The sequence below is a fragment of the Massilia sp. 9096 genome (assembly GCF_000745265.1).
Lineage (GTDB): Bacteria > Pseudomonadota > Gammaproteobacteria > Burkholderiales > Burkholderiaceae_D > Telluria.
Genome location: NZ_JQNN01000001.1, coordinates 826,639 through 838,275, shown reverse-complemented (window position 1 = coordinate 838,275; position 11,637 = coordinate 826,639). Strand labels below are relative to the sequence as shown.

Genomic DNA, 11,637 nt, shown 5'->3' with positions numbered 1-11,637 from the left:
CAGGTCAGCCTTTGACGGTGCATGCTCAGCGCATTTCTTCCAGCAGGCGAACTACCCCGGAGAAACTCCATACGCGACGCACTTCGATCACGTCGTAATTGGCTGCCACGTTCGGCGGAAAAGCCGCGTAGCGTGCATTGAGGCGAACGATGCGGCGCACGATCTCGTCGACGTCGGCGCGGCCGCTGGAGCGGACGATCGTCACGTCGTCGATGCTGCCGTCGCTGCGGATCGCGATGCTCACCAGCAGGAACACGCGCACGACGTCCTCGGCCAGCAAGCCCTGGCCCACCACCACGTTGCGTTCGATTTTCTGGCGCACGCTGTCGATGTACATGCGCAGCGGCACGTCGCGCAGGACGGCGTCGGCCAGGGCGCGCCGGGGCTCGGGGCGGGCGTCCTCGGCCGGGCGCATCACCGGAGGCATCGGCTTGTCGATGTCGATGCCGCGCAGCAGCTCGCGCGCACGCGAGACCAGGCTGCCGCCTTGTGCGCCGCCTGGCAAGGTAGCGCCACGGCCGGCGCCGCCATTGCCGTTGCCGGCGCTGTTGCCTGCGATGGCGCCGGTCTGACCCGGGCCCATCGAGCCATCGGCGTTACCTTTTTCTTGCTGGCGTCGCAGCTGTTCCTGCTGGGCCAGGCGCGCCGCCTGCTGCGCCTGCTCGCGCGCCAGCTGCTCCGCCTGCTGGCGGGCCTGCAGCTCGCGCTGGCGCTGCTCGGCCGCGCGCTGCTCGGCCAACTGCTGCACCCTCGCCTGCTCGGCCTGGATGCGCCGCTGCTCGGCCAGCTGCTGCGCCGTTGCCTGCTCGGCCCGCACGCGCTGCTGCTCGGTCAGCTGCTGAGCCCTTGCCTGCTCCGCCTGGACACGCTGCTGCTCCGCCAGCTGCTGAGCCCTTGCCTCCTCCGCGTGGATGCGCTGCTGCTCGGCCAGCTGCTGCGCCCTGGCCTGCTCCGCCTGGACACGCTGCTGCTCGGCCAATTGCTGCGCCGCTGCCAGGCGCTGCGCTTGCTCGGCCAGGCGGGTCTCCTCCTCGGCCTGGCGCTGGCGGCGTGTCAGCTCGGCCTGGTAGCGCGCATCCTGGTCGGCCTGCACGCGCGCCCGCTGCTCGGCGGCGCGCCTGGCCTCGGCGTCGGCGGTGGCGCGCAAGGCTTGCTCGTCGGCGTCGCGCCGGGCTTGCAACGCCTGCTCGCGTTGCTGTTCGCGCTGCTCGGCCAGGCGCGTGCGCTCGGACTGTTGCGCCTGCTCGTCGGCTGGCGCCTGCTCGGGCAAGGTTGGCGCGGCCTGGGTCTGGGCCGGCTCAGGCGTGGGTTCGCTCGCTTCGGACAGTTCGGTTTTGCCCAACGGTTCCGGTTCGGGCGCCGGCGCGCCGGCTACCGGTGGTACGCTGAAACCATCGTCCTTGCGCCCGTCCCGGGCGATGACGTCCGTATGCAGGCCATCGTGTGCCGCAGGCGCACGCGCACGGCGGCGTGGCGGCCGTTGCGGTGCGACGGTGCGCGGCGGCGGCGCCGGTGCGGGTTTCGGACGCGCCGGATCGACCATCGAGAAACCTCTGCGCGGCTGGGACGGCGCCGAGACAGGAGACGGCAACGGTGGCAGCGCGGGCAGCGGCGCCGGCGGCGCTATCGGCGGCGTGGCGCTGGCGGGCACGGCTGGCAAAGGCGGTGGCGGCAGTGGAGTCGATACGGACGGTTCGGGCAGCGGCGCCAGCCTGACGGTGAGCGGCCCGCCCGGCCCGGGTCGTAAACCCGGAACGCCGAATTGCAGCAACAGTACCACGGCATGCAGCAGCAGCGACACCAGCAGTCCGGAGACGAGCCGGCGATTGCTGGGACCGGTACGCAGGGAAACCGCGGCGCTGGCGTTGGACATGTGGATGGGTGAGAGCAGACCGGATCGTTGTCTGATCGATAGCATACCTCATCACTCAGCAGTAAGGCCGCTGCGCACGCCAGGAAAACAGTTTATGCGCGCCAGAGCTACAATGGATGCAAGCTATCATCTGAAAGGGCAGGCATGGCGTCTCCCGGATTTATCTTTGCGACCGGCATCGAAAACAGCAATCCCACCATCCAGAACGGCAAGGTGCGGATGGACGAGCTGGAAAAATGCGGCCACTATAAATATTGGAAAACCGACTTCGAGCTGGTGCAGGACCTCGGCTTGCGCGTCTTGCGCTACGGCCCGCCGCTGCATCGCTGCTGGCTCGGACCGAACCGCTACGATTGGGAATTTGCCGATCTGGCGTTCAACGACCTGAAGCGCCGCAATATTGCGTCGATCGTCGACCTGTGCCACTTCGGCGTACCCGACTGGGTCGGCAATTTCCAGAATCCGGATTTTCCCGAACTGTTCGCCACCTACGCCGGCACGTTCGCACGGCGCTACCCGTGGATCCAGCTGTACACGCCGATCAACGAAATGTCGATCTGCGCGCTGTTCTCGGCCCTGTACGGCTGGTGGAACGAGCAGATGACCACCGACCGCGCCTTCGTCACCGCGATGAAGAACATCGTCAAGGCCAACATCCTGGCGATGCATGCGATCCTGCAGGTGCGGCCCGACGCCCTGTTCGTGCAGAGCGAATCGACCGAATACTTTCACGCCGAGAGCCCGGCCGCCATCGGCCCCGCCGAGCTCTACAATGCGCGGCGCTTCCTGTCGCTCGACCTGAACTACGGCCGGCGCGTCGATTCGGAAATGTACGAGTACCTGCTCGACAACGGCATGACCCGTGACGAGTACCACTTCTTCCTGAACAATAATCTGAAGCACCATTGCATCATGGGCAACGATTATTACCAGACCAACGAGCACTATGTGTCGGCCGATGGCTTGACGCGCTCGGCCGGGGAGATTTTCGGCTACGCCGTGATCACGCACCAATACTACAACCGCTACCGCCTGCCGGTGATGCACACCGAAACCAACCTGTGCCAGGGACCGCGCGGCGACGAAGCCGTACACTGGCTGCGCAAGGAATGGGCGAACGTCCTGCGCGTGCGCAACAATGGCGTGCCGCTGGTCGGCTTTACCTGGTATTCGCTGACCGACCAGGTCGACTGGGACAGCGCGCTGCGCGAAAACAACGGCACCGTCAACACGCTCGGTTTATACGACCTCGACCGCAACATCCGTCCGGTCGGCATCGCCTACAAGGAACTGGTGCGTGACTGGATGGAAGTGTTGCCGACCCAAAGCGTGTGCCTGCAGGTGCCGATCCTGATGCCGCACGAGTTCCAGCGCAGCGTCGCGCCGCCGAGCGGCTGGCCGTTCGACATCGACCCGACGCTGGCGCCGCGCACCGAAGAACGCGAATAGCGCCAGGCCGGCGCCTGGGCGCAACGATCAGCGCGAGTTCGGCTTGAACGTGTAGGTTTCGCCATGCGCGAGATAGCTGACCTGCCGGTCCAGCCCGGCCGCTTTCACTTCGCGCGCGAAATCGGACAGCGGCGACTTGAACACATCGTAATCGTCGTAATGGATTGGGATTGCGTGTCGTGGCTGGATGATCTGCATCAGTTGTACGCCATCCTTGCCATCCATCGTCACCTTGAACGTGCTCAGGATGCGGGTACCGCCCAGGTGCAGCAAGGCCAGGTCGACACCGGGAAAGCGCTGCGGTATATTTTTCAGGTCGTCGTAGATCAGCGTGTCGCCGCTGACGTACATGCGGTAGCTGGGCGTGCCGACGTGGGGACCGAAATCGAGCACCGAACCCATCACGCTCGGCAGCAGCGCCTGCATGCCATCCTTGCCGTGGCGCCCGGGGACGGCGGTAATCCGCAGCCGCGCATCGCCCTTCTCGACCTCGACCGCATCCCATTTCGACAGCCCGTAGCCGCGCGTGAAACCGAGCTTTTTCAAGGCTTCGGACGCTTCCTTGGTCGTTACGATCGGGATGTTCTTGTCGAGGTGGGTCTGCACGAAACGGTCGAAATGGTCTTCATGCATGTGCGAGAGGACGACCAAATCGATCGGCGGCAGCTTGTCGAGGTCGATCGCTGGATTGGTCAGGCGCGTCGAAGTCAGGCCATAGCCGAGGTGCACTTTTTCGCCCTTGTGCAGGAAATTCGGATCGGTGAGGATCGTGAAACCCTGATAGCGGATCAGCACGGTCGCCGTGCCGATGAATTGCACACTGCCACTGCCCTGGTCGGCAGGCCTCGTACCTGCATTCGCGCCTCCCGCAGGCAGCTTGAGCGAATACACCTGTCCGGCTGTCGCGGACGCCGATTGCTGAGCATGAACGTTGACGTTGATCAAACCTGTCAGCGCCGCCAGCATGACGGCGCGTCCCAGCAATCCTTGAAACCGCATGTGCTCCCCCCGTGTCGACCATCGTCATTGTAAAAATGGACACTAACACGAAGCCTCAGCAGACGGCGTCCTCTAGCACGAGGGCAACGAAGCGCATGCTCCCATGGCGTGAGGCGGCGTAAGGCTTATTCAGTCAGATGTGTCTGCCGAGACACATCGCTGGAATTAATTAGCGAACACTATCATTGCATATATATAATATTCGATGGAGTAAATCATCTTTACGCATACATTGGCGCGACCGGAACGAATAAATGACCCAAGCTTCACGCATTCAGCATATCGACGCTTGGCGCTGTATCGCCGTCCTGATGGTGTTGGTGCATCACGTGACGAGCTATAGCCACCCGTGGTACGGCGGGCACGTGTGGGCTGGCATCCTTTCCAGGTCGTGGAAGTTCGGGCATCTCGGCGTCCTGATCTTCTTTTGCATCAGCGGCTACGTCATCTGCCGCGGCCTCGTGCGTGAACAAACCACGGCCCGCAAAGTCGACATCAGGGAGTTTTACCTGCGCCGGTTTTTCAGGATCGTGCCGCCGCTGGGTTTGTACATGCTGGCGCTGCTATTCTTCTCGCTGTCCGGCGCAATCGATGTGCAAGGGCGCCAATTTGCCCGAGCGGCGCTGTTTACCTGCAACCTCGAAGCAGCCTGCGGCTGGTACCTTGCGCATACCTGGAGTCTGGCCTACGAGGAGCAGTTTTACCTGGTTTTTCCCTTTGTATTTGTTTTGTCGACCATTATGGGCGGACGCCGCACGCTGCTGATATCGACCCTGGCGACGATGGGCGGCGCGCTGATTGCGGGACGATCGGGATTCGACCATGTAGCGGAATTCGCTACGGTGTTTTCGTATATGTTGACCGGATGCGTTGCCGGCGCCTACTGGGATGACATTGCGCCTCATCTGAGAAAAATCGCGCTACCGTCGTGGGCGGCATTGTGCTGCGCGATCTTCGTGCTTGGCTTGGTCGTGACGCTTCCGTATACGCTGCAGCGTCTGGTCGACGTCATGGTCGTGCCGGTCCTGATTTGCGCTGCCGTGCTGGCAACGCCGGTATCGAACCGCCTGGTCGGAGGCCTGTTCCTGAACCGCACCGTCTGCCATCTCGGAAAGATTTCTTTTACCGTATATCTGTGGCAGCAGCTTGCCACTGCGAGTCATCCGGAAATGCCGCCTTTCTACGTGCTGATTGCACTCGGTGGCGTATTCCTGCTCGCATTCGCCTCCTACCAATACGTCGAGCTGCCTTTGATGCGTTTCGCAAGTGCGCGGTCCGCGGTAAAGCCGGCGCAATCGCAGACGGATCCGGAGACGATCATCGGCGAATCGGTATCGTTGAGTACATGAGGTGATTGGCCTGCCCAGCTGGGTTCGAACCAGCGACCCTCAGCTTAGAAGGCTGATGCTCTATCCAACTGAGCTATGGGCAGTCTCTGTGACGATACGCAGCCGGATGGGCCGTGCACGAAATGAAAACGGGCCGTCGAGGACAGCCCGTTGTCGAAACGGTGGTCGGAGTACAAGGATTCGAACCTTGGACCCCCTGCTCCCAAAGCAGGTGCGCTACCGGGCTGCGCTACACTCCGATTGCGCCGATCATACCCCGTAGGCCGGGCAGCGTCAATGAAGCTGCCCGTCGACCCCGGTTAAGCCTCCACACGCGCGGCGATGCGCTTGGCCATTCGCTCGGCCAACTCGGCGTCGCGCGCCTCGACCATCACGCGCACCAGCGGCTCGGTGCCGGATGCGCGGATCAGCACGCGGCCGTCGTCGCCCAGCTCGCGTTCGACCGCTTCCTTTTCGGCGACCATCGAAGCGTTCCTGGTCCAGTCGAAGCCGGGCTGGACGCGGACGTTGATCAGGGTCTGCGGGAACAGCTTCAGGCCGCTGCAGCAGTCGGCCAGCGACTGGTTGTCGCGCTTGAGCGCCGACAAGACCTGCAGCGCCGACACGATGCCGTCGCCGGTGCTGTGCTTGTCCAGCGCCAGCAGGTGGCCCGAACCTTCGCCGCCGAACAGCCAGCCGCGCTCCTGCATCATCTCCAGCACGTAGCGGTCGCCGACCTTCGCGCGCGCGAAACCCACGCCCATTTCCTTGAACGCGACTTCGAGCGCCATATTGGTCATCAGCGTGCCCACTGCGCCGTCGACCTTGCCGGTCGCCATGCGGGCGCGCACCATGACGTACAGCAGCTCGTCGCCGTTGTACAGGCGGCCGGTGGCGTCGCACATGATCAGGCGATCGGCGTCGCCGTCGAGCGCGATGCCGAGGTCGGCGCCGTGCTCGACCACGGCCTTGGCCATCGCCTTGGGCGACGTCGCGCCGACGCCGTCGTTGATGTTGAAGCCGTCGGGCTTGGTGCCCAGTTCGATGACTTCGGCGCCGAGTTCATGGAACACATGCGGGGCGATGTTGTAGGCGGCGCCGTGGGCGCAATCGACGACGATCTTCAGGCCGCGTAGGTCGAGCTCGTTCGGGAAGGTGCCCTTGCAGAATTCGATGTAGCGGCCCTGGGCGTCGCGCAGGCGGCTCGCGCGGCCCAGCTTTTCGGACGAGACGCAGCCCATCGGCTGGTCGAGCGCGGCTTCGATCTCGAGTTCGACCGCGTCCGGCAGCTTGGTGCCGTGTCCGGAGAAGAACTTGATGCCGTTGTCCTGGAACGGGTTGTGCGAAGCCGAAATCACCACGCCGGCCTGCAGGCGCAGCGCACGCGTCAGGTAGGCAATCGCCGGGGTCGGCATCGGGCCGGCCAGCATGACGTCGACACCGGCCGCCGAAAAGCCCGCTTCCAGCGCGGCCTCGAGCATGTAGCCGGAGATGCGTGTGTCCTTGCCGATCAGCACATTCGGCCGGCCGCTGGCGCTCGTCTTGCCCTTGGCCAGCACCTTGCCGGCTGCGTAGCCGAGGCGCATCACGAAATCGGGGGTGATGGGCGCTTCGCCCACCAGGCCGCGTACGCCATCCGTACCAAAATATTTGCGTGCCATCTGTATTTCTCGTTGTTCGTTAAATTTCCGTGGTGCCCGCGTTCCAGACCTTCAGCGCGTCCACCGTTTCTGCCACATCATGGACCCGCACGATGCGCGCGCCCTGCGCTACCGCAGCCAATGCACCGCCGATGCTGCCGGCCTGGCGCTGCTCCAGGGGACGCCCGGTGAGCGCGCCGATCATCGACTTGCGCGACAGACCGGCCAGTACGGGCAAGCCCAGTTCGTACTGCATGCGTCCGATGCTGCGAAGCAAGGCGACATTATGCTCGACAGTCTTGCCAAAGCCAAATCCCGGGTCAATCGTGACGCGCTCCGGTACAACACCTGCCGCCAGCAAGGCGTCGACACGTTGGCGCAGGAAGGCGACCACTTCCGCCACCACGTCCTCGTAATGCGGCTGCGCCTGCATGTCCTGCGGGGTGCCCTGCATGTGCATGACACACAGGCCGCAATCGCCATCCTTGACGGCATCGATCGCGCCGGGCGCGCGGAAAGCGTTGATGTCGTTGATCATGTCGGCGCCGGCGATGATGGCTTCGCGCATCACCTCGGGTTTGCAGGTATCGATCGACAAGGGATAGCCCAGTTCGCGCAAGCCATAGATGACGGGCATGATGCGGTCGAGTTCCTGCGCCAGCGGCACGCTGGGCGAGCCCGGCCGTGTAGATTCGCCACCGATATCGATGATGTCGACGCCATCCTTGATCATCTGCTCGGCGCGCTCCATCGCGAATTCGAGCGCCTGGTAGCGGCCGCCGTCCGAGAACGAATCGGGAGTGGCGTTGAGGATACCCATGACCAGGGGACGCTGGGCGAGGTCGAAGCCGAAACGGCCGCATTGAAAATACTGACACATGATCGAACCACCTGAAACAAAAGACGCAAATACGCACGATAATCGCTGGACAAAAAAAAAGACACCCCGCGGGGTGTCTTTTCGTTGGCGTATTACTTGCCAGGCGAAGAATCAGGCCGGCGCCGTCGTGGTTTGCGGCACGCCGCCATTGTCGCTCGGCGGATTGCGCTTGGTCAGCGTCGGGGTCTTCGGCGGACGCGGATCACGACCGGCCATGATGTCGTTGATCTGGTCGGCATCGATGGTTTCCCATTCGAGCAGGGCCTTGGTCATCATTTCGACCTTATCGCGGTTGTCCTCGAGCAGGCGGCGCGCCAGGCTGTACTGGTTGTCGAGAATATTGCGGATCTCGGCATCGACTTTCTGCTGGGTCGCTTCCGAGATGGTCTTGACGGAACCGCCAAAGAAGCCGTCGTTCGCGTCGTCCTCGTACACCATCACGCCCATGCTCTCCGACATGCCGAAGCGGGTCACCATCGAGCGGGCCAGCTTGGTGGCGCGGGCGAAGTCGTTCGAGGCGCCGGTCGACATCTGGCCGACGAAGATTTCCTCGGCAAGACGGCCGCCGAACAGGATCGAGATCTCTTCCAGCATCTTGTCCTTGTAGCCCGACAGGCTGTCGTGCTCGGGCAGCTGCCAGGTCAGGCCGAGCGCATAACCGCGCGGCATGATCGTGACCTTGTGCACCGGATCGGCCTTCGGCAACAGCTTGGCGATCACCGCGTGGCCCGACTCGTGATAGGCCGTGTTGCGGCGCTCTTCCTCGCGCATCACCATCGACTTGCGCTCCGGACCCATGTAGATCTTGTCCTTGGCGTCTTCGAAGTCGCTCATCTCGACCAGGCGCTTGCTGCGGCGCGCGGCGAACAGGGCTGCTTCGTTGACCAGATTGGCGAGATCGGCGCCCGAGAAGCCCGGGGTGCCGCGCGCCAGGATGTCGGCTTTCACGTCGGTACCGATCGGCACTTTACGCATGTGCACGTTCAGGATCTGCTCGCGGCCGCGGATGTCCGGCAGGCCAACCATCACCTGGCGGTCAAAACGGCCCGGACGCAGCAGCGCCTTGTCCAGCACGTCGGCGCGGTTGGTCGCGGCGATCACGATCACGCCCGACGACGCTTCGAAACCGTCCATCTCCACCAGCAGCTGGTTCAGGGTCTGTTCACGTTCGTCGTTGCCGCCGCCCATGCCGGCGCCGCGGTGACGGCCGACCGCGTCGATCTCGTCGATGAAGATGATGCAAGGCGAGTGCTTCTTGGCGTTCTCGAACATGTCGCGCACACGGCTCGCACCGACGCCGACGAACATCTCGACGAAGTCCGAGCCGGAGATCGAGAAGAACGGCACTTTCGCTTCGCCGGCGATGGCGCGCGCCAGCAGGGTCTTGCCGGTACCCGGGGGACCGACCATCAGCACGCCGCGCGGGATACGGCCGCCCAGCTTCTGGAACTTGGTCGGGTCCTTCAGGAAATCGACGATTTCGCCGACTTCTTCCTTCGCCTCGTCGCAGCCGGCGACATCGGAGAAGGTGACGGTGTTATTGGTCTCATCCATCATGCGCGCCTTCGACTTGCCGAACGAGAAAGCCCCGCCCTTGCCACCGCCTTGCATCTGGCGCATGAAGAATACCCAGACCCCGATCAACAGCAGCATCGGGAACCAGGAGATGAATACTTGCTGCAGGAACGACGGCTCCTCGGGCGGCTTGACGTCGAAGTGCACGTTGTTGTCGCGCAGGTCGCCGATCAGGCCGCGATCCAGCATGGTCGCGGTTGCGCGTACGCGCGAATCGTCGTTGAGGGTTGCCGTGATGCTCGTCCCTTCGATGACGACATCCTTGACCTTTTTAGCCTTGACGTCATCGAGCAGCTCGGAATAAGCAATCGTCTTGCTGCCGCCCGAGGCGCTGTGGTTGTCGAACTGCTTGAACAGCATGAACAACAGCAGCGCGACCACCACCCATATGGCGGATTTGGAAAACATATTATTCACGAAAACTCCTCTGATGCGGACGCATCTTTTCCCATTGGTTCAAACGCGGATTTTACCGCAATAAGCGGGCCGTGCCACGCACGCCGCTTGTCAAGCCTTAACGTAACTATAACGGGTTTTCATTTCCGCTGCGCACGAAAGCTCGCTCAGCGACGAGAGAACCGGCTCCAGGACTGATCGCCCACGGGTGATGTGTGGTTGTGCTCCCAAATATCAAGAGCGATTGGAGCAAAATCCTTGGTTTCAGCAGTTTCCGCCCGGCTTTTTCAGGCGCTTGGATTTTTCAGACCCCGGCCCAGCAAAAAGATTTCCGACGATTTGTCGCGGCTGGCCTTGGGCTTGATCTGCTTGACCACTTTGAACTCGTCGCGGAACTTCTCGACGTTCTGCGTAAACCCCATGTCCTTGAAACATTTCACTAACAATGCGCCGGTTGGCTTGAGGTGCATTTGCGAGAACTCAATAGCAAGATCGATCAAGTGCTCCATACGTGCCGCGTCGGCGGTTGGGATACCCGACAAATTCGGCGCCATGTCGGACAGCACCAGATCGGCCTGGCGCCCTTCCAGGATATCAGCCAATTGGGCGAGCACCTCTTCCTCGCGGAAATCACCTTGAATAAAGTGCATGTCGGCTATCGGCTCCATCGGCAGGATGTCCAGGCCGATCATCGTGCCCTTGATGCCGCCCTCGTCGCCGCCGGCCAGCTTGCGCCGCGTGTACTGGCCCCAGCTGCCGGGCGTACAGCCGAGGTCGACGATGACCTGGCCCGGCCGGATCAGTTTTTCCTCCTCGTCGATTTCCTTCAATTTGTAGGCCGCGCGTGCCCGGAACCCCTCTTTTTGCGCTAATTTCACGTAAGGGTCGTTAATGTGGTCGTGAATCCAGTTTTTATTGAATTTGTTCTTGGCCATTCGCGTAGAATACTGCTTTTATTGGTACCATCAAAAAATTATTATGATCAAACTTACACCGGCCGAGCGTTCTGCCCTGCGTGCGGAAGCCCACGGACTCAATCCCGTCGTGATGATCGGCGAAGCCGGCCTGACCGAGGCCGTCCTGAAAGAAATCTCGTCCAGCCTGGATGCGCACGGCCTGATCAAGGTGCGCGTATTCGGCGACGACCGCGAAGAGCGCGTCGCGATCTACGAACAGATCTGCGAAGACCTCGACGCAGCCCCGGTCCAGCACATCGGCAAGCTGCTGGTGCTGTATCGCCCGAAGAAAGATGAAGTCAAGGAACGCTCGGGCAAGGCCGGCAAGGGCCTGCGCGAAGTCACCATCGTCAAACCGAGCCCGAGCGGCACGAAAAAACCGACCGTCACCAAGGTCCTGCTCAAGGGTAACGAACGCGTCACCCAGGGCGGCAACATCAAGCGCGCCAAGCCGCGCCAGGCCAGCAGCAAGAAAAACGCGCTCAATAAATAAGGGCCGTTTTTATAACATGCACCGGGGCCGCTGCCCCGGTTTTTTTTC

9 protein-coding genes and 2 tRNA genes are annotated in these 11,637 nt (G+C 62.6%); 3 read left to right on the top strand and 8 right to left on the bottom strand.

Going from position 1 to position 11,637, the window contains the following annotated elements; translation table 11 throughout:
- Positions 1-25 precede the first annotated feature (25 nt).
- Positions 26-1,873 carry a TonB C-terminal domain-containing protein gene (locus FA90_RS03675; protein ID WP_156116569.1) on the bottom strand — a complete coding sequence of 616 codons (1,848 nt, stop codon included), beginning with the start codon at positions 1,871-1,873 and terminating at the stop codon, positions 26-28.
- Between the two features lie 144 nt (positions 1,874-2,017).
- On the opposite strand from FA90_RS03675, the gene FA90_RS03670 reads away from it, so the two are divergent.
- Positions 2,018-3,322 carry a family 1 glycosylhydrolase gene (locus FA90_RS03670; protein ID WP_081933619.1) on the top strand — a complete coding sequence of 435 codons (1,305 nt, stop codon included), beginning with the start codon at positions 2,018-2,020 and terminating at the stop codon, positions 3,320-3,322.
- A gap of 27 nt (positions 3,323-3,349) precedes the next feature.
- Here FA90_RS03670 and FA90_RS03665 read toward each other — a convergent pair whose 3' ends face one another.
- Entirely contained in the window at positions 3,350-4,321 is a 972-nt protein-coding gene (locus tag FA90_RS03665; RefSeq protein WP_081933618.1) for an MBL fold metallo-hydrolase, read from the bottom strand.
- 254 nt (positions 4,322-4,575) lie between these two features.
- Here FA90_RS03665 and FA90_RS03660 point away from each other — a divergent pair, with 254 nt between their 5' ends.
- Complete coding sequence (locus FA90_RS03660) at positions 4,576-5,670, top strand: acyltransferase (RefSeq protein WP_036166046.1); 1,095 nt, start codon at positions 4,576-4,578, stop codon at positions 5,668-5,670.
- A gap of 6 nt (positions 5,671-5,676) precedes the next feature.
- Here FA90_RS03660 and FA90_RS03655 read toward each other — a convergent pair.
- The 6 genes from FA90_RS03655 to FA90_RS03630 all read right to left on the bottom strand — a co-directional run bounded on the left by FA90_RS03655 (position 5,677) and on the right by FA90_RS03630 (position 11,075).
- A tRNA-Arg gene (locus tag FA90_RS03655) sits at positions 5,677-5,753 on the bottom strand.
- 79 nt (positions 5,754-5,832) lie between these two features.
- Positions 5,833-5,909: transfer RNA gene (locus FA90_RS03650), tRNA-Pro, on the bottom strand.
- A gap of 60 nt (positions 5,910-5,969) precedes the next feature.
- The gene (glmM, locus tag FA90_RS03645; RefSeq protein WP_036166043.1) at positions 5,970-7,310 is read right to left on the bottom strand and encodes a phosphoglucosamine mutase; all 1,341 of its coding nucleotides are present in this window, start codon (positions 7,308-7,310) and stop codon (positions 5,970-5,972) included.
- 19 nt (positions 7,311-7,329) lie between these two features.
- On the bottom strand, positions 7,330-8,169 hold the full coding sequence (gene folP, locus FA90_RS03640; protein WP_036166041.1) for a dihydropteroate synthase: 840 nt from the start codon (positions 8,167-8,169) through the stop codon (positions 7,330-7,332).
- 111 nt (positions 8,170-8,280) lie between these two features.
- Positions 8,281-10,161 (bottom strand): ATP-dependent zinc metalloprotease FtsH, encoded by a 1,881-nt coding sequence (gene ftsH, locus FA90_RS03635; protein ID WP_036166038.1) that lies wholly within the window; start codon positions 10,159-10,161, stop codon positions 8,281-8,283.
- 266 nt (positions 10,162-10,427) lie between these two features.
- Positions 10,428-11,075 carry an RlmE family RNA methyltransferase gene (locus tag FA90_RS03630; protein WP_036166035.1) on the bottom strand — a complete coding sequence of 216 codons (648 nt, stop codon included), beginning with the start codon at positions 11,073-11,075 and terminating at the stop codon, positions 10,428-10,430.
- Positions 11,076-11,118: 43 nt separating this feature from the next.
- Between FA90_RS03630 and yhbY the strand changes: the two genes are divergently transcribed.
- Positions 11,119-11,589 carry a ribosome assembly RNA-binding protein YhbY gene (gene yhbY / locus FA90_RS03625; RefSeq protein WP_036166032.1) on the top strand — a complete coding sequence of 157 codons (471 nt, stop codon included), beginning with the start codon at positions 11,119-11,121 and terminating at the stop codon, positions 11,587-11,589.
- Positions 11,590-11,637: the final 48 nt, after the last annotated feature.

What these genes read in the sequence shown, in the direction of transcription:
- FA90_RS03660 (WP_036166046.1), top strand. Translation starts at nt 4,576, where the DNA reads ATGACCCAAGCTTCACGCATTCAGCATATCGACGCTTGGCGCTGTATC.
- FA90_RS03665 (WP_081933618.1), bottom strand. Translation starts at nt 4,321, where the DNA reads ATGCGGTTTCAAGGATTGCTGGGACGCGCCGTCATGCTGGCGGCGCTG.
- folP (WP_036166041.1), bottom strand. Translation starts at nt 8,169, where the DNA reads ATGTGTCAGTATTTTCAATGCGGCCGTTTCGGCTTCGACCTCGCCCAG.
- yhbY (WP_036166032.1), top strand. Translation starts at nt 11,119, where the DNA reads ATGATCAAACTTACACCGGCCGAGCGTTCTGCCCTGCGTGCGGAAGCC.
- FA90_RS03675 (WP_156116569.1), bottom strand. Translation starts at nt 1,873, where the DNA reads ATGTCCAACGCCAGCGCCGCGGTTTCCCTGCGTACCGGTCCCAGCAAT.
- glmM (WP_036166043.1), bottom strand. Translation starts at nt 7,310, where the DNA reads ATGGCACGCAAATATTTTGGTACGGATGGCGTACGCGGCCTGGTGGGC.
- FA90_RS03630 (WP_036166035.1), bottom strand. Translation starts at nt 11,075, where the DNA reads ATGGCCAAGAACAAATTCAATAAAAACTGGATTCACGACCACATTAAC.
- FA90_RS03670 (WP_081933619.1), top strand. Translation starts at nt 2,018, where the DNA reads ATGGCGTCTCCCGGATTTATCTTTGCGACCGGCATCGAAAACAGCAAT.